Genomic DNA, 16988 nt, shown 5'->3' with positions numbered 1-16988 from the left:
GCTCCTTACTGCTCGGTGTCCGGCTTATCGGATTTATCAGCCGCACCGCCGGAGCGGACCCATTCATCCACTTCGTCTTGTTTGAACATCCAGCGACGGCCGACGCGATGACCGGGCATAGCCCGTTGTTCGATCCACTTGTAGACCGTCTCGTTGCTTACATTCAGATATTTGCAAATGTCATCGACCGTCAGCCATCTCTCATCCATAGCCTTCGTCCTTCGTTCATCATGTTTTCGGTAAAAGCCCGAAGGTCTCCGGGAAACCCGAAATCCGGACACAGTGCCGCAAATTAACCTCCACAAATTACATTGGCGGATTGCCAAAATCAAGCGTTTTGTGCCGATTAGTGCCGACTTTTCCAAAAAACGGCCTGATTGTCGTTGGTGATCCGGTGGCCGTTTTGAGGCGCATACATGGTGTAAGTCCATACCGCACAGGCGATTGAGCCCCTGGCTGCTGCCACCATCACCCGCTGGTACATGCTGTGCCCGCCGGGCCGGAAGCCTTCCAGCCGGTCGATGGGCGGCAGGTCGCGCAGCGGATCGGAGAAGGTCACCAGTTCCCCATGGATCAGATCCCAGTCTCCGGTCGGGCGGCCGAAGCGCGGTGTGCCGATCTTCTGCTGCCTGCGGGCGTCGGTCAGTGGATCGGCGCTGCCCCGGGACAGGATCAGACCTTCGGGCACCTCGAGGGCCGGGAATCCGGCGTGGAGATGGTAGAGTCTGCCCCAGACCACGGCCGGTTCGATGCTGCGGGCCTGGGCGCAGAAGCGTTGATGGTTCCAGTAGCCCCGTTTCAGGGTGCCGTAGACGAAGAGCCGGAGGATGGTCTCGGGACTGTCTTCCGGGTTTGTGTTCAGCTTTACGGTGTCTCCAATGTTCATGCATTCACTCCTTTGGGCAGTGTCCCCTTGCGTTCCTGGGGTATGAAGCGGAATTCGCTGTTTTCGATGGCCCGCACATCCTCGTGGCGGATGGTGAGCATGGTCATGGGCGGCACCTCCAGCTCGCGCCAGCTCTTCTCGTTGTCCACGGCAAAGTCGATAAAGGCGTCGTCCGAGGCGTAGAGCACCACCCGGTGCTGGCGGTGGATGCGCAGGCAAAGCGGCTTGTTGCCCTTGAGCACGGTGATGGTGCCGGGGTCGAGCCGTGAGGCCAGCACGGCACTCATCTGGCCACGACAGAGGGCAAGCGCCTTTTTCAGCCCCTCCTGGTCGATGGGGCCTTCGGGCGCGAAGCGGTCGGCCAGGCGGAAGATCAGCTCACTGTCCACCTCGGCGTAGCGAGGCAGCCCGAGGCGGCGGAACAGATAATCGGCGTTGTAGATGGTGCCGTTGTGGGTGCCGATGACGATCCCGGCCCGGATTGGATGGTTGTTTCGGTTGTTGAACTCGTTGCCCCGGGTGCGCCAGCGGGTGTGCCCCATGAGGATGGTGGTCTCGTTGTCGACCTGCCCGAGCAGCTCCTGACAAATCCGCCGGGAGCGGATTTGAACAGCCGAAGGCTGGCCCCGAAGGGGTGAGCCCCAGGGATGGGGCGAATAAACGGCTTCTCGTAGACCAGCTCGTGCGCCCGCATCGGCCGTTTGAAGATCCGGTGGCTGCCGTCGGTCTTGAGCCAGGCCAGACCGGAGGCGTGCGGGCCGCGTTCCTCGCTGTGCAGCAGCATGCGGATGAAGACTTCGCGCAGGTAATCCCGCTCGTCGGGCCGTCTGCGCTTTCGGCCGAAGATGATGCCTACTTGTCCGCACATGGAGCCGGGACCTCCTTGCCGCTGAAGTTCTTGCCGAGCGGTCTCGTCCCCTCAAGGACGAAGGCCGCGTATTCGCGCCGGTGGTCCGCCAGCCACTCGGCCACCTCCGGGAAGCCCATCTCGGCGGTCAGCCGGGTCACCTCCGGGTGGTCGAGCATGTTGGTGCGCCCGGAGAGTCGCACCGTCTCCAGGGCTTCGAGGAAGCGTTCCGGCCAGGGATCGCTGGCCTTGTCGTCGGGCAGGAATTCGATCAGGCCGTGCCGGGCCAGACGGGTGAGAAACTCGGCAGCCGCAGCGGCGTCCTCCTCTGGCAACGGCTGGGTCGGCCCGCCTTCGATGCCGGAGAGCACCTCGGTCATGTAGTCCCGGAGCGCACGGCTGGCGGTGAACGGCGTCTGGCCGCGCATCAGCTCGACAACTTCGAGGCAGTCGGCGGCCTGGATGGTTTCCCCGCTGCCGGGGATCGGTTCGCCGTGCAGCGTGGTGGAGCGGATCAGAATCTTCATGGGGCACCTCCTTAAACAGTGAGGCCGGGAACTTGCCCGGCCTCGTTGGTGAGATTGGTGGTTTCGGTTTCATCCGGAAGGACGTCCTCCGGTTTGGGCCGTCCGTTCTTGAAGGCGGCGTCGCCGGGCATGTTGGCCATCAGATGCTTGCGGGCGGTCTTGAACTCGTCGCCGATCAGGCCGAGGTGGAGCAGGAAGACCCGGAAGTCATACTTGGCGCTTTGTGGATCGAAATCCCGCTTGCGGCTGGAGGCGGCCCGCCCATTGAGCGCCTTGGCGGCGACGGCGAGGCAGAATTGCAGGTAGGCCTTGATCCGCCCCGCGTGGAGGGTCGCCTCGAACCAGCGGAACTCCACCGTGCCCCGGTACCAGACGTTGTGCAGGTTGACCCCGTGGTAGCGGCTGCTGTCGTAGTGCTGGGGCTGGCGGTTGTGGTAGCCGTACCAGATGCGGTTGAGCTTGTCCTTGGTGCGGGGGCGATGCTGTTCGATGCGCTGGATCAGCTCGTCGCTGACCGGCCGGGTGTAGCGGTTGAGCCGGTCGCGGCTGATGCCGAGGGCGTGGAGAATCAGCGGTTCCTGCTTGTAGATGATCTTGGCCAGGTTACCCAGGTGCCTGCCGTCGAAGGGAGCGGCATCGATATGGATGTGGATGCCGCACTGGCTGTTGATCTTGCCCCCGGCGCGGCGGATGGCCCGGACCGCCTCCTGCAGTTGCGGGATGTCGTCGTAGCCGAGCACCGGGCTGACCACCTCGGCCCGCATCCGCAACAGCAGCAGTGTGCTGGTCATTTCGGCCTTGTAGCGGATCTTGTTGCAAGTGTTGAAAGTCTGGGCCAGCGGTTCATGGGGCACGAAGATGGTCTGGGTGCGGCTCCTGAATTTTTACTTGTTGGTAGACCAGTCTTCGGACTATATTTGGTCATGAATAGGAGGGTGCATATGAAGCTATCAAGCCAAATTAAACCGATCAGTTACCTGAAAGCCCATGCCGCAGAAATCGTGCGCAACATGTCCGGGCAAGGTGAACCCCTGGTTATCACCCAGAATGGCGAAGCCAAGGTCGTGATGCAGGACATCGAAAGCTATGAACAAACCCAGGAGACCATGGCCCTTCTGAAGATCCTCGCGCTCGGCTCGCGTCAGATCGAGGAAGGCAAAGTCCAGCCCGCCGGTGATGTCATTCAGCGGCTTCGCGACCGGAGCAAGAGTCGCTGATGACCTTCCAGGTCTTTCTGACCGACGATGCGTCACGGGATTTGGAGGAGTTGTACGACTACATTGCATCCCACGACGCGCCGGGAAAAGCGGATTACGTTCTCGATCAGATAGAGAAGGCCTTTTCGACCCTCTCCGAGAACCCGGAGCGAGGAGCCTATCCAAAAGAACTGCTGGCCATTGGGCTTCGCGAATACCGTGAGATATTCTTCAAACCCTACCGCATCATCTATCGAGTCATGGCCGAAAATGTTTATGTCATGGTGATTGCCGACGGCCGTCGCGACATGCAAACACTGTTGCAACGACGATTATTTCAGGTCTGAAAATCGCAGCACCACCGACCCCACTGGCCGGATGTTTCTCGGTATCCTGATCACCTTCGCTCAGTACGAGCGGGAGGTCATCGCCGAGCGTATCCGTGACAAGGTGGCGGCCGCCAAGCGCCGGGGGAAATACTGCGGTGGCGTGCCCATCCTCGGATACGACGTCGACCGGGAGAACAAGAAGCTGCTGGTCAACCCGGATGAAGCCAGGACGGTGCAGTACATCTTCCGCCGCTTCATCCAAATAGGCTCGGCCAAGAAGCTGGGCCAGGAGCTGAATGAACAGGGTTACCGCACCAAGGCCTGGACCACCAAGAAAGGCAGAGTGCGCGAGGGCTCCGAATGGAACACCGCCCACATCTACCGGCTGCTCAACAACCGGATCTATATCGGCGAGATCGCCCACAAGGACCGCAGCTACCCCGGTGAGCACGAAGGGATCATCGACCGGGCGACCTGGGACAAGGTTCAGGCCATCCTGGAGGACAACAAACCGGTCAAAATTTCCATGGCCAGAACGAAAATGGTCAGCTCCGCTGAAACGCGTCATCCGCTGCGGCCACTGCGGCTGCTCGATGGGACCGACTTACGCTCGCAAGAACGGACGCCACTACACCTATTACATCTGCCAGAAAGACAGCAAGCGGACCGTGAGCCGGTGCCCGCTCAAACGGATTCCCGCCGGGGACATCGAGCAGGCGGTAATCGAGCAGTTGAGCGCGGTGTTCCGCACACCGACGCTGGTGGCCAAGACTTACTTCGCGGCCCGGGACATCGAGCAGGCGGAGCGGGAGGGGTTGTTCAAGCAGAAAGCCCAACTCGAGATGGAGCTGTCGCAGGCGCGGGAGCAGGCACTTGAACTGATGAAGTCCGGCAACGATCAGTCGGGCAAGACCGAGATGCTGACGACGGTCAATCGCCAGGCGGTCGAGCTCTCGAAACAACTGACCATGTGAGCGAGCGATGCAGAGCCTACCAAGGGAACAGCATCACGGAACAGGATGTGTCGGAGGCCTTCCAGAATGTCGAGGGCTTCTGGGAAGACCTTTTCCCGGTGGAGCGAAACCGGCTCATCCGACTCCTGGTGGATAAGGTCGAGATCCGCGAGACCGGAATCGACATGGAGCTGCGAACCAACGGGCTGACAACGCTCATCGCCGAGCTTGCCGGTCTGGCATGCGAAGTCACTGAACGGAGGGCAAGCCGATGAAAAAATCGTCTGGAACGATTTTAGACGCCCGTCAGGGCGGCCCCGAAGGGGTGAGCCCCAGGGACGGGGCGAACAAAATGAAGCCGACCATTACCGTTGCCGACAACGGCAACCTGCAGATCCACATTCCGATGCTGATCCGGCGCATGCGTGGCCGCAAGACGGTCATCGCTCCCCAGGCCCTGGATGGAGAAATCACCGGAGCGCAGGAACCGGTGCAGTCCGCCATCCTCCAGGCGCTGGGAAGGGCCTTTTCCTGGGCCGACATCCTCGAATCCGGCCAGATCAAGTCCATCAGCGAGCTTGCCCGTACCCTTGACGTCGATGGCTCGTATGTGGCCCGCATTCTCAAGCTGACGACCCTGGCCCCCGACATCATCGAAGCCCTGATCAACGGCGAGGAACCCAACGGGCTCTCGCTGGCCAAACTGACCCAGACCTTTCCCGAGGACTGGGCCGAGCAGCGCCGCCAGTTCGGCTTCGCAACCGACTGACGACCGGACCGGAGACCACCCCAGAGAGCCGACCATCAGCGTCGGCTTTTCTTCTTTAGGGGGCAGGAAAGCGGAGTTGACCACGCTTCTTTTCATGGACGTGGCGGGCGATTTCGAAAAAAACGTCCGGTTGCGGCATCGAACGATGACCTAAGACAACCGCCAAAAACGGCTATCAGCCGCAAACCCATATCAATCAAGGATGTAGCTTTCCGGACGCGCTTCGGACTTCGTCCTTCGATGCCAGAGAATCAGGGGCCAAACAGAGAAAGAAAGGCGGGAGGATGGGGAGAATCGATGGTGCGGAGGGGGGATTTGGAAAGATGTCAAACGGGCGCAAACCCTTTAGAAACAAGGGGAAAAAGAAAACCCGTCACCCCGGAGTTTGACCCCAGAGAGACGGGTTTGTCTTTTGTAAATGGTGGAGCAAACAGCTCTCGACCGCAACCTAGTCTCCAGCCTCCAACCACCCCGTAACACATTGAAAGAAAAGGGTTTCACATAGGAAGTCGAGTCACGCCCCAAGTTCCCAGCCGGGAAGCAACTTTTCTCTCCCGATTTCCAAGCTCCGGACGAGGATGCTGGGTTTGCAACGGGAACGGATACCAAGAAAAGCATCCCAACGAATCTTATTCGATTCCGAAAACCGAATCGAATTGGCCTACCCGACTGGCAGCTCCGTGCCGCGACTCATGATCTCGATATAGCCCGCGTAGCTGAACAGGCGGTTGCGCTTCTGGGCGGTCAGCTCCTTGACGATGCCGAGTTGCTCTAGGTGGCCGAGTGCCTTGTTGACCGTGGCCGGGGTGATGCCGGTCTTCTCCACCAGCGAACCCGAGGTGGCGATGGGATGCTCCATCAGCTCCCGGTGGACCTGCAGGGTGGATGCAGCCGCCCGTCCCAGGCCGCTGATCTTGACGCGGTCCTGGTTCGACAGGTCCAGGAGCTGCTGCGCCGTTTCCACCGCCTGGGTGGCAGTGACAAGGACCGCCTCGGCGAAGAAATCGAGCCAAGCTTCCCAGTCGCCGGTCATCCGTACGTTGTTGAGCAACTCGTAGTAATACTGACGGTGCGTCTTGAAATAGAGGCTGAGGTAGAGCATCGGCTCCCGCAGCACTTTCTGCTCGCATAGCAGCAGCGCGATCAGCAGACGCCCCAGACGGCCATTACCGTCGAGGAACGGGTGGATCGTCTCGAACTGCACATGGGCCAGCGCCGCCTTGAGCAGCACCGGGGTCGGCTCCGGCTGGTCATGGAGGAAGAGTTCCAGCTTGCTCATGCACTCCAGTACCTCTTCGGCAGGCGGCGGAACAAAGGCCGCATTGCTCGGCCGGGTGCCACCGATCCAGTTCTGGCTGCGCCGGAACTCGCCCGGGGTCTGATTGCTGCCCCGTCCCTTGGTCAGCAGCACGCCGTGGATCTCGCGGAACAATCGCAGCGACAGCGGCAGCCCTTCCTCCAGCAGGCGCAGGCCATGGTCGAGGGCGGCAACATAGTTGCTGACCTCCCGCACGTCATCCAGCGGGACGCCGGGTTCCTGATCCAGCTCGAACAGCAGCAGGTCGGACAGCGACGATTGCGTCCCCTCGATCATGGAGGAGAGCACCGCTTCCTTGCGAACATACATGTAGAGGAACAGCGAGGTGTCCGGCAGCAGGGTCGAGACACTGTCCAGATGCCCGAGCGCCAGCAGCGCCTGGTCGAACTTGCTGCGCAGCTCCGGCGACCAGTCGATGGGTGGACGTGGCGGCAGCGGCGCGGGAACGAAGGCCTGGGCCTTCTCACCCACCGTCGATATGGTCACGTATCTGCCTTGGAGTTCTCGCTGCATCCTGTCTGCCTCGAACCTAAAATAAGGTTCGTCTTTATTTTATTTTCACTGCACATCCTAAAATAAAGAATCGAGAAGGAAAAATCAAGCGGATTTCCCGATTGGCCGTTTCGATTTCCTCAGACGAGCGTTCGACGTCGCAACGCACTTGCTAAAGCGGAAAAAAATTACAACCACGGCTCCGATTTTTCGGTTGCCGGAAAGCCCCTGCTGTCAAAGGGTTTCGGGCCGTTGGCCGGAATGGGCATTCTCCGGGGGAGGGAAGTACCGTTTCAATCCCATTTCCTTTTCGGGGTCGCTTTCGGACGTGCGTTTTCTCCGTTCCACCGAAAAATCTCTCGAACTCGTCTTGAACTGCGCTTGACGCTCAACCCATTGTAAAATCGGGATTTCGGTGTGAGGCAGTGTCGGCGGAAGGTCGGAAACGCGGGAAATCGGGGTGAATAATTTTTGCGTTTTCGAGGTGAGTCCGATTTGCGTTAGCTCTCAGACCGGCAAAATCGGAGGGAGCGACGACCTACCGCAAAACAGCCTCAAAGCCCGCGCTCCTCGTAACTCCTTGATAATAAACGCCGAAGTCATCTCGCACAACCATTTCCCACCAACCAGACCAGAGAAACGAATTTCTCCCCTGATTTCCCTGCACCGGACGAGGGTGACGGGTTTGCAGTAAAACCGGATACCTGGCGTCGAGCAGCAACAACTTCGAATCCAGTTTTCGGACGCCGGTTCGGTTCCCAAAACGGGAATCGAACGGATCACGTCAGCTTGCCCCTCCTTGTTCCTGAGAACACCTTGGCTATTCAGGCTGAATCAGTTCTATCCGAGGGTCACGACTGATCAAATCAAAACTCCCGTCAGTCGCCCTTGTAAAAGCAAATCGGTAATCATTGGCAATGCGATCAAATGGCCATTCTTCTGAAACTTTAACCGCCATCCTCTGGAGTCCGTCCGGACTGCATAGATACGTGCTCTGATTGTAACGACGAACTAAGATCGTACCAGCGTCGGGTATCTTCTCCAGAGTAAACCTGGGGAACGATGGGATATTGGCTGGTTCACTATCGAAATTGGACCAATGGAGATCAAGCCAAGCCTGAGTCTGCTCGCTGACCTGGCAGCGCAATGCCGCGAATGTGTCTAGCTCACGAAGCTTTTTACGGACCATGGATGGTGAATTCCCAATATCTATATCACACGAAGCCAGTTCCGTAGCAGACGCACGCGAACGCACTCCGGCAAGAAAGGCCCATGCGGCCTTTTCTGAAGGAACGCCAAGCTCAACCAAGAGTGCGATGGCCGCAAGAATCTCCGATAACTCTTCGTTTCCGATCTGTTTGAGCTGCTGTGCAGCGGCGTGGATCAGCCAAGGGAACTGAAAACCATAGGCCTCCTTGCACGCGTCATCTGCCTCATCGGTCAATTCAAGAATCTCACGCATCGGGCAGCCTGAAATCCAAGCTCCCCGAATCGTAAGCGGTCAAACCCGACCGTTCTTCCCGGCCCTGGTTAACTGGCCTACTGTGACCCCGTCATCCAACAACGGGAGTCACCCATGGGCACAGCGACCACCCAGTACGCGCCCCGGGCACCACGCAGCAATGGCAGGCACTCTTTGACGACTGGGCAGCGAGCGGCCTGAGCCAGCGCGCCTTCTGCAAGGCAAAGGGCATCAAGTACGCCACCTTCACCCAGCGTCGACGTGCGCTGCAAGCGCAAGGCGCCGCAGCACAGCGGAGGCCAGCCACCGCCGCGCCCGAGCTGATCGAACTGACGCTGCCGGCGCAGCCGCCGCAACCGCCGCTGACATCGAAGCGTTCATCAGCGACCCCCACCGGCCGCTGGGACCTGGAACTCGAACTCGGCCCAGGCCTGATCCTGCGCCTGCAACAGCGCTGAGTGGTGCGGTGATGTGGTTTCCTGACAGCGGCGTGCGCATCTGGCTCTATACGCCGCCGACCGACATGCGCAAATCCTTCGATGGCTTAGCAGCCCTGGTCAAGCAGCAACTGGCCGAAGACCCGCTCAGCGGACAGCTGTTCGCCTTCATCAATCGCAAACGCACGCAGATGAAGGTGCTGTACTTCGATCGCACCGGCTACTGCCTCTGGAGCAAGCGCCTCGAGCGTGGCCAGTTCCATTGGGATGCGGCGCGCGGTGACAAACAGGCCCTGGATCCGACGGCCTTGACCTGCCTGCTCGAAGGCATCGACTGGCGCTCGATTCGACGCTATAAGCGCTATCGAAAATCGACGGGTTTTGATGTAAAATCAGGCACATGCCGAACGCCATCGACATCGATCAGAGCGCCCGGGGAAGACCCGGCAACAGCGCCGCGCTGATCGCGGAAAATCGCCAGCTGCGCGACACCATCCAGTCGCTCGAGCAGCAACTGGACTGGTTCAAGCGCCAACTGTTCGGCCAAAAAAGCGAGAAACGCCTGATCGAGGCCAATCCCGACCAGGGTTCGCTGTTCGAAGGCCTGGTCGGTCAGCCGGCCAAGGCCGAGCCGACGGACACCATCACCTATCAGCGACGCCAGGGCAAGAAGCCGCGCAGTGAGGCGGATGTCACTGCTGAGGGCCTGCGCTTCAGCGCAGATGTCCCGCTCGAGTCCATCGCGCTCACCCCGGCGCAATTGCGCGGCCCCGAGGCCGATCAGTACGACACCATCGGTGAGAAACGCAGCTATCGGCTGGCCCAGCGCCCGGGCAGCTATGTGGTGCTGGAGTACATCCGCCCGATCATCAAGCACAAGGCCAGCGAGGCGCTGATCAGCCCGCCGATGCCGAGCGCCGTCTTCCCCGGCTGCATCGCCGACGTCAGCGTCCTGGCCGGTATCCTGGTCGACAAGTTTGCCTATCACTTGCCCCTGTATCGCCAGCATCAGCGCCTGGCCGATGCCGGCATCACGCTCAGTCGCAGCACCCTGACCAACTGGGTCAAGCGCAGCATCGCCCTGCTCGAACCCATCGTCGATGCGCAGCTGCAGCATATCCTGCAAAGCCGGGTGCTGGCGGTCGACGAGACGCCGATCAAGGCCGGCATGCAAGGCAAGGGCAAACTGCATCAGGGCTGGTTCTGGCCGGTCTTCGGCGAGGATGAGGAGATCGTCTTCACCTATTCGCCGACACGGGCAACGCAGCACCTTGAGTCCGTGCTGGGCGACTCTGCCGGCACCTTGCTGTCGGATGGCTATAGCGCCTATGACTGCTATGCCAAGCAGCGCGATCAGGTCACCCAGGCGCAGTGCTGGGTGCACACGCGCCGTGAGTTCCTCAAGGCCGAACAGCTGGAACCTGAAGCCACGGCCGAAGCCCTCGAGCTCATCGCCGCGCTCTATGTGATCGAGCAGCAGATGCGCGACAAGGACCTGACCGGAGCGCAAAAGCGCGACTATCGTGCGTTGCACAGCCTGCCGGTGGTCGATCGCTTCTTCGCCTGGTGTCACGAACAGCGACAGCGGCTGGATCTGACGCCCAGCAACCCGCTGACCAAGGCGCTCGCCTACGCCACCAAGCGAGAGGCACCGTTGCGGGTGTTCCTGAGTGATCCCGAGGTGCCGCCGGATACCAATCACCTGGAGCGTGCGCTGCGGGTGATTCCCATGGGTCGGCGCAACTGGTTGTTCTGTTGGTCAGAGGTCGGCGCCAAGCAGGTTGGCGTCATCCAAAGCCTGCTGACTACCTGTCGCATGCAGGGGGTGGATCCCTACGTCTACCTGGTCGATGTCCTGCAGCGGGTCAGTCTGCATCCGAATCGCGATGTCATCGCGCTCACGCCAAGGCTGTGGAAAGAACGCTTTGCCAAGGCGCCGTTGCGTTCGGACTTGGCACTAAAACAATCGGATTCAGAAACGCAATGACGGCCTGGAATGGCCGGATACAAGCGCATCTTCGGCGAACTGAAGAAACTCGGCATTTCGGTCGGACTCACCACCATCCGCGACATCCTCAAGCGCTCAGATTGCCCGCCGCCGCCTGAGAAGACCAAGAGCAGGCCCGCCCTTCCCTGGTCGAAGTTCGTCAGTGCCCACATGGAATCGCTGGTGGCCTGTGATTTCTTCACCAAACCGGTCTACACCCTGCGCGGCAAGCTCGATGGTTATGTGCTGGTCTTCCTGCATCTCGGCAGCCGCTGGGTCACTTGAGCCAACCAACCTTTCATCCCGACGAGGCCTGGGTGATGCAGCAGGCACGGAATGTGACCATGTGGCTCGACGACCACGGCATTGAGGCTCGATACCTGGTTCATGACCGCGACACCAAGTTCACCAAGCAGTTCGATGCCTTCTGGAAGCGGGCCGGGGTGCGCTGCATCCGCATCCCGCCGAAAGCGCCGCAGGCCAACGCCTTCTGTGAATCCTTCATCGGCACCTTCAAGCACCAGTGCCTGAACCACTTTGTCTGTTTGGGTCTTGGCCAGCTAGCCCACATCAACCGCGTCTGGCTCGATTACTACCACACCCAGCGGCCCCACCAGGGCGCCGGCAACAACGTCATCTCCGCCGATTTCCGGCACACATCCTCAGGCCCGGTCAAACGGCAGGAGCGACTCGGCGGCATTGTCGCTTGGTATGAGCGGGAAGCGGCGTAAACCGCACTTCCTCTATGTAACATCCGCGCCCGTTTTCCGCAAAGCGTGATTGCTTCCGGAAAAGATTACGGACGGCGGTTCGGTTCCCAAAAGCGGAATCGAATGGAAAGGCCTGCCGTTTCGACAAACCATTTGCTTTTTCCGGCACGCCAAGCATGAATGACACCGGTTGCCAAACAAACAGGGAGCGCCGGGCCATGTCATGATCGAATGCCTGAAACGAATCATCCGCGAATACCAGAACCTTGAGCCACCGGAAGGGCTACTTCCCAGACGTGTTGCCATTGGCAGCCTGCCTGGCAAGGTTTCGGTGGTCACCGGCGTCAGGGGGAGCGGCAAGGCCACCCTACTGCGCCAGCGTATCCGGCAGTTGATTGACTGCGGGGTTCCCAGCGAAAACATCCTCTATCTCGACTTTGCCGATGACCGGTTTTACTGGATGCGGCACGAAAACCCGGACATCATCCTGGAGGCCTATTTCGAGCTCCATCCACAGAAGCGCGGCAACGAGACGGTTCACTGCTTCTTTGATGAGATTCAGGCGCTCACGCACTGGCAGCTCTTCATCGACCGCCTTTTGCGTACCGAGAAATGCGAAATCAACGTCGTCGGTTCCTTGCTGCCTTCACCGGAGGGCGAAGCCACCAGCCCTTTGAGCGGCCGGATCGTCTCCTGGGAGATTTTCCCATTTTCGTTCCATGAGTTCCTCGACGGCAAGGACATCGAGTGTGACAGCCCTTTATCCACGAAGCAGCCGCTGACTATCCAGAAAGCGTTCGAGGACTACTGGGAGATCGGCGGCTTCCCCGGCGTGAACGGCCTCGACCAGCGGCAGTGCGTTGAAGTCCATCAGGCCAACTGGAACGCCATCCTCGCCAGCATCATCGGCCACCACAACCTTTCACACCCTCGGGCGGTGATCGATCTGGCCCATTGGCTGGTGGACAACACCGGCTCCTATTATTCCGTCAGCCACCTGACCGATTTCCTAAAATCTCTTGGCCACCGGGTGCGCAAAAACTCGGTGGTGGACTGGCTCACCGCGTTCGAGGATGCCGGACTGCTGTTCAACGTGAACATCTTTTCAAACTCGCCGACCCGGATCAGCGTCAATCCCCGCAAGGTCTACTGTATCGACCACGCACTGGTGACCTCGGTCAACTCCGGCATTCTCACCAACCGCGACAGCCTGCTGGAAAATCTGGTATTCGTCGCTCTGCGCCGTGTGACCCCGAAGATTTTCTACCACAAGACCAAGACAGGCCGGGAGGTGGACCTTGTCGCGCTGCTACCGTCAGGGCCGGGACAGGATCGAGCCGTAATGCTGATCCAGGTCTGCGCCGCGCTGGCCGATCCCCGCGTCAAGCAGAGCGAAGTCCGCTCCCTCTCCGAAGCCATGGTCGATCTGGCGGTGGCGGAGGGAACCATCGTCACCTGGCGCACCGATGAAGCCATCCCCGTGGGCTTCGGCACCATTCAGGCACTGCCGGTCTGGCGGTTTCTGCTGGAGATGGAGCCGCTAACCTAAAATAGCGGCTCGCCTTATTTTAAAATCGTGCCGTTTCCTAAACCTACGGTCTCCATCGGTTTGATCTCGTACCCCATGGCTCGGTAGCCGCGCTGACGTTTGTTCCACATGCGGCTGAGCTGGGGCTGATCGGTCTCGGCATAGTCGTAGATACGCACATCCTGCTTGTCGGCGTGTTCCCGGTGCAGGCGTCCGGCGTACTGCTGCAAGGTTCCCTTCCAGGAGATCGGCATAGCCAACACCAGGGTGTCGAGCGGTGGATGGTCGAATCCTTCGCCGATCAGGCGGCCGGTGGCGAGCAGCACCCTCGGTGCCGACTCATCCAACGCATCCAGTTCCGCGAACACAGCCGTTCGCTGCTTCTTTGACAAACGGCCATGCAGGACAAAGCAGTGTTCGACCTCATCTCCCAGCGCCTCTTGCAACAGCGGCAGATGATCCGTTCGTTCGGTAAGCACCAACACCTTTCGCCCTGAGCGGTAGGCGGCCAGCACATCCCCGGCGATACGCCGGTTGCGGGTCACATCGCCCGCGAGGATGCGGAACACATCCTGAATTGGTGAATCCGGCGGGATTTCCGGTGCGGGCAGCACCTTCGGCCAGACCTCCAATTTCGCCGGGGCGGTTTCCGGCCTGGCGGCACTATGGCGGATCGGCCCGCACTGCATGAAGATGATCGGTTGATGCCCATCGCGCCGTATCGGTGTGGCGGTCAGGCCCACAACAAATTTCGCCTTGGCCTGCTTGAGGATAGTCTCGAAGGAGAACGCCGACAGGTGATGGCATTCGTCGATAATGATCTGCCCGTACTGGTCGAGCAGCTCGCCCAGATCTTCCCGGCGGGAAAGAGACTGCATGACGGCTATATCGATCTTGCCGGATGGCTTCTTCTTGCCGCCGCCGATGACGCCCAATCCCCCTTTGGGGATTTCCAGAAATCCAGTCAACCGCTCCTGCCACTGGCGCAGCAATTCGGTGCGATGGACCATCACCAGCGTGCTGACCTTGCGCCGAGCGATCAGGGCGGCGGCGGTGACGGTCTTGCCGAAAGCCGTCGGGGCGCAGAGCACGCCAACCTCGTGTTTGTGCGTCTCCCGCACCGCCGCTTTCTGATCCTTTCGCAAGGTGCCGGTGAATTTGGCCGTCACCTTCCGTCCCGCCAAGCGCTCGTCCTGTAGCTCCGGACGAATATCGTTCTCCTGTAACAGATCGAGCACCGCATCGAGGCAGCCTCGCGGCAGGCCGATATGCTGGGGAAAATTTTCGGCGCAGCCGACTATTCGCGGCTTGTTCCACACCGGCAGACGCATGGCCTGGGCCTTGTAGAATTCCGGATTCTGGAAGGCGGCGAGCCGGATCAGGCGATTGGCCAGTGGCTGCGGCAGATCGGCTTTGGCGATGAAAATCTGGTTGGCCAGCACCAGGGTCAATGATTCCGGCAGTGGATCGGTAATCCGTGCGGGTACAGGAGATGGCCGTTGCCATGGCTTGCTGTCATCTTCCTCGGTGGCAAAGGCCACATCAAGGGGATTGCGGCCACCGCTGGCCCGCAAGATGGCGTCTTCCAAGTCCCGCCGAGACATGGGACGGATGGATGCCAGAAAAGCCCATTGGTCTGAATGTGGTTGCAGTTGTTCATCAACGAACACGCTGCGCCCTAATTCCCTCGGCTGTTTCTGCAGGGGCAGCGAGATCAGATTGCCGAAGCCGCCCTTGGGCATGGTGTCCTGGTTGGGAAACAGGCGGTCGTAGCTGGTCAGGGACAATTGCCGGGTGCGGTCGCAGGTGTGGCTGATCAGTGCGGCCCCGAGCTGCCGGGCCTCGCGGGCCGGAATCGGCTCGGCAAAAAAGATCCAGGCGTGAGCGCCATTGCCGGAGCGTGAAATCTCCAGCGCTGCCGGAATGCCGAGCTCCCGACAGGATTGCTGGAAAGCCTTGGCATCTTCCCGCCAGTCGGCCTCATCGAAATCTGCCGCCAGAAAGTAGCAACTGTCATCGATCAGGAGCGGATAGAGGCCGATGGTCTGTTTTCCGGCCAAATGGTCGTAGATCACCTGATCGGTCACGGGCAGCAATTGGCGCTGGTTACAGTCGCCGCATTTCACCCGGGGCTTGTGACAGATACCGGGCTTCCACTCGTTACCGCAGGCCGGTGAATAGCCTGACGTGCCTTTGGCCGACTCCCAGCGTTGGGGGTAGACATCCTCCCGCCCCCGGAACAGACGGCGAAACAGGGCGATCTTGTCGTCGGTGCTGAAATGGGTTTGGGCTGGTGCGGATTCAGTCGGGGCGGGGACTGGTTTAGGGATGGTCGGTTCTTGCCAGGCGATACCGTGCTGGGTCAGCAGTTCCTTGAGGCGGGTGTTCTCCTCGCGCAGTCGCCGTAGTTCGTCTTGTTCGCCACCCGATACCATCTCTTGTCAATATCTCCATCGACCTGATATGCCATGGCCCGGTTGTCACAAGCCATGTCGCGAGTTTGTCGCAAGTATCCCTCTACTCGTCGGCATGGTGTTGCAGCCACCGATGGCCTTTACCGGTCAACCGATAGCGCTGAGTCGGGCTGCGCGGGGAATCGGGTTGGGTACGTTCGATCCACTCGTCTTCCATGGCCGGGTTGAGGTAGTTGTTCCGGAACGTGGGCCGGTGTGACAAACCCAAAGCCTGCATCAAATCGTTGCTGCCCAACTCGCCGATCCCAATCGCACGGATCAATGCCGCTACTTGGTCGGTTACTTGGTCGCCTACATGGTCGGTCGACACAGCCTCGCGCACGGCATCGCGCAGCGCACCCAGCATGAACTCGACAAAAGGAGTGGCATCCGCTTGGCTGTCGGCCACCGCGATTACCCGGTAATAATCTTCCTGGCGATCACGGATTACGGTCTCCACCGGCAGGTAGGCCAGCAGCGGCTTCCAGTTCCGGAGAATCAAGGTTTGCCACAACCGACCCATGCGGCCGTTGCCGTCAGCAAAGGGGTGGATGAATTCGAACTCGTAGTGAAAAATGCAACTGGCCACCAAGGGATGCTCGCGGGTAGTTGCCAGCCAATCCAGCAGATCCGCCATCAGCTTGGGCACACGATCAGCAGGTGGAGCCATGTGAACCAGCTGTTCTCCCCGGAAGATGCCGACCCCGCCGGATCGATATCGACCTGTTTCATCCACCAGCCCGCGCATTAACAACTCGTGCGCCGCCAACAGATCCTTCTCGACACTGACGTCCCATTCCTCCATGGCTTCGTAGGTCGCAAAGGCGTTACGCACCTCCTGAATTTCGCGGGGGTGTCCCAAAACCCGTTTGCCCTCAATCACGGCGGTCACCTGTTCAAGGGTGAGCGTGTTGTTCTCAATGGCCAGCGAGGCCTGGATGGTGCGGATGCGGTTCTCACGGCGCAGGCGCGGAGTCAGGTTCTGTTCGGCCAGCACGGTGTAGCGGCCGATGATCTCGCCGATCTCGGCGACCAGATTCACAATCGCCGGAGTGATGGTGTAGGGGGGCTGATATTTCATGTCGCCTCCCTCG

19 protein-coding genes and 3 pseudogenes are annotated in these 16988 nt (G+C 60.1%); 13 read left to right on the top strand and 9 right to left on the bottom strand.

The features are described from left to right. Positions 1 to 5: 5 nt before the first annotated feature. The 5 genes from F2Q65_RS07715 to F2Q65_RS07695 form a co-directional block, all read right to left on the bottom strand. Entirely contained in the window at positions 6 to 209 is a 204-nt protein-coding gene (locus tag F2Q65_RS07715; protein ID WP_011927933.1) for a helix-turn-helix domain-containing protein, read from the bottom strand. A gap of 137 nt (positions 210 to 346) precedes the next feature. Beyond that, positions 347 to 886: a gamma-glutamylcyclotransferase family protein gene (locus F2Q65_RS07710; protein ID WP_150092055.1), complete on the bottom strand. Its 540-nt coding sequence runs from the start codon at positions 884 to 886 to the stop codon at positions 347 to 349. Further along, on the bottom strand, positions 883 to 1752 hold the full coding sequence (locus tag F2Q65_RS20405) for a class II glutamine amidotransferase domain-containing protein (RefSeq protein WP_281291010.1): 870 nt from the start codon (positions 1750 to 1752) through the stop codon (positions 883 to 885). The genes F2Q65_RS07710 and F2Q65_RS20405 overlap by 4 nt, the downstream gene beginning before the upstream one ends. Continuing rightward, positions 1739 to 2260: a DUF5049 domain-containing protein gene (locus F2Q65_RS07700; RefSeq protein WP_150092053.1), complete on the bottom strand. Its 522-nt coding sequence runs from the start codon at positions 2258 to 2260 to the stop codon at positions 1739 to 1741. Before F2Q65_RS07700 ends, F2Q65_RS20405 begins: the two co-directional genes overlap by 14 nt. A gap of 11 nt (positions 2261 to 2271) precedes the next feature. Then, positions 2272 to 3114, bottom strand: a complete 843-nt coding sequence (locus F2Q65_RS07695; RefSeq protein WP_211353993.1) for an amidoligase family protein — start codon at positions 3112 to 3114, stop codon at positions 2272 to 2274. Between the two features lie 87 nt (positions 3115 to 3201). Here F2Q65_RS07695 and F2Q65_RS07690 point away from each other — a divergent pair, with 87 nt between their 5' ends. The 7 genes and pseudogenes from F2Q65_RS07690 to F2Q65_RS07675 all read left to right on the top strand — a co-directional run bounded on the left by F2Q65_RS07690 (position 3202) and on the right by F2Q65_RS07675 (position 5507). Then, complete coding sequence (locus F2Q65_RS07690) at positions 3202 to 3477, top strand: type II toxin-antitoxin system Phd/YefM family antitoxin (RefSeq protein WP_020886703.1); 276 nt, start codon at positions 3202 to 3204, stop codon at positions 3475 to 3477. Then, the gene (locus F2Q65_RS07685; protein ID WP_150092051.1) at positions 3477 to 3803 is read left to right on the top strand and encodes a type II toxin-antitoxin system RelE/ParE family toxin; all 327 of its coding nucleotides are present in this window, start codon (positions 3477 to 3479) and stop codon (positions 3801 to 3803) included. The genes F2Q65_RS07690 and F2Q65_RS07685 overlap by 1 nt, the downstream gene beginning before the upstream one ends. Beyond that, positions 3745 to 4281: pseudogene (locus F2Q65_RS20400) on the top strand (recombinase family protein); the annotation flags it as partial. The gene F2Q65_RS07685 and the pseudogene F2Q65_RS20400, both read left to right, overlap by 59 nt. Positions 4282 to 4378: 97 nt before the next feature. Beyond that, positions 4379 to 4459 (top strand): annotated as a pseudogene (locus tag F2Q65_RS20395) (hypothetical protein); the annotation flags it as partial. A gap of 168 nt (positions 4460 to 4627) precedes the next feature. Beyond that, entirely contained in the window at positions 4628 to 4759 is a 132-nt protein-coding gene (locus F2Q65_RS20165) for a hypothetical protein (protein WP_281291008.1), read from the top strand. 47 nt (positions 4760 to 4806) lie between these two features. Beyond that, positions 4807 to 5013, top strand: a complete 207-nt coding sequence (locus F2Q65_RS19640; RefSeq protein WP_211353991.1) for a hypothetical protein — start codon at positions 4807 to 4809, stop codon at positions 5011 to 5013. 77 nt (positions 5014 to 5090) lie between these two features. Next, positions 5091 to 5507, top strand: a complete 417-nt coding sequence (locus F2Q65_RS07675) for a hypothetical protein (protein ID WP_150092049.1) — start codon at positions 5091 to 5093, stop codon at positions 5505 to 5507. A gap of 661 nt (positions 5508 to 6168) precedes the next feature. Here the strand turns inward: F2Q65_RS07675 and F2Q65_RS07670 are convergent. Further along, positions 6169 to 7338, bottom strand: coding sequence for a Fic family protein (locus F2Q65_RS07670; protein WP_150092047.1), 1170 nt, complete (start codon positions 7336 to 7338; stop codon positions 6169 to 6171). A gap of 799 nt (positions 7339 to 8137) precedes the next feature. Next, positions 8138 to 8779, bottom strand: coding sequence for a hypothetical protein (locus F2Q65_RS07665; RefSeq protein ID WP_150092045.1), 642 nt, complete (start codon positions 8777 to 8779; stop codon positions 8138 to 8140). Positions 8780 to 8943: 164 nt separating this feature from the next. Here F2Q65_RS07665 and tnpA point away from each other — a divergent pair. The 6 genes and pseudogenes from tnpA to F2Q65_RS07645 all read left to right on the top strand — a co-directional run. Continuing rightward, positions 8944 to 9237 (top strand): annotated as a pseudogene (gene tnpA, locus F2Q65_RS20390) (IS66 family insertion sequence element accessory protein TnpA); the annotation flags it as partial. 11 nt (positions 9238 to 9248) lie between these two features. Further along, the gene (tnpB, locus tag F2Q65_RS07660; protein ID WP_211353990.1) at positions 9249 to 9680 is read left to right on the top strand and encodes an IS66 family insertion sequence element accessory protein TnpB; all 432 of its coding nucleotides are present in this window, start codon (positions 9249 to 9251) and stop codon (positions 9678 to 9680) included. Further along, entirely contained in the window at positions 9617 to 11203 is a 1587-nt protein-coding gene (gene tnpC, locus F2Q65_RS07655; RefSeq protein ID WP_246156048.1) for an IS66 family transposase, read from the top strand. Before tnpB ends, tnpC begins: the two co-directional genes overlap by 64 nt. Before the next feature lie 9 nt (positions 11204 to 11212). After that, positions 11213 to 11488: a hypothetical protein gene (locus tag F2Q65_RS19635; protein ID WP_211353989.1), complete on the top strand. Its 276-nt coding sequence runs from the start codon at positions 11213 to 11215 to the stop codon at positions 11486 to 11488. Further along, entirely contained in the window at positions 11485 to 11934 is a 450-nt protein-coding gene (locus tag F2Q65_RS07650) for an integrase core domain-containing protein (RefSeq protein ID WP_211353988.1), read from the top strand. Before F2Q65_RS19635 ends, F2Q65_RS07650 begins: the two co-directional genes overlap by 4 nt. Before the next feature lie 202 nt (positions 11935 to 12136). After that, positions 12137 to 13462, top strand: coding sequence for an ATP-binding protein (locus F2Q65_RS07645; RefSeq protein ID WP_150092041.1), 1326 nt, complete (start codon positions 12137 to 12139; stop codon positions 13460 to 13462). Positions 13463 to 13476: 14 nt separating this feature from the next. Here F2Q65_RS07645 and F2Q65_RS07640 read toward each other — a convergent pair whose 3' ends face one another. Both F2Q65_RS07640 and F2Q65_RS07635 read right to left on the bottom strand, forming a co-directional pair. Beyond that, positions 13477 to 15876 (bottom strand): TOTE conflict system archaeo-eukaryotic primase domain-containing protein, encoded by a 2400-nt coding sequence (locus tag F2Q65_RS07640; protein WP_150092039.1) that lies wholly within the window; start codon positions 15874 to 15876, stop codon positions 13477 to 13479. Positions 15877 to 15958: 82 nt separating this feature from the next. Then, positions 15959 to 16975, bottom strand: coding sequence for a Fic family protein (locus F2Q65_RS07635; protein ID WP_150092037.1), 1017 nt, complete (start codon positions 16973 to 16975; stop codon positions 15959 to 15961). Between the last annotated feature and the right edge of the window lie 13 nt (positions 16976 to 16988).

Source organism: Thiohalocapsa marina, assembly GCF_008632335.1.
Taxonomy (GTDB): Bacteria; Pseudomonadota; Gammaproteobacteria; order Chromatiales; family Chromatiaceae; genus Thiohalocapsa; species Thiohalocapsa marina.
The sequence above is the reverse complement of the archived record's forward strand: the minus strand, read 5'-3'. Positions and strand labels throughout refer to the sequence as shown.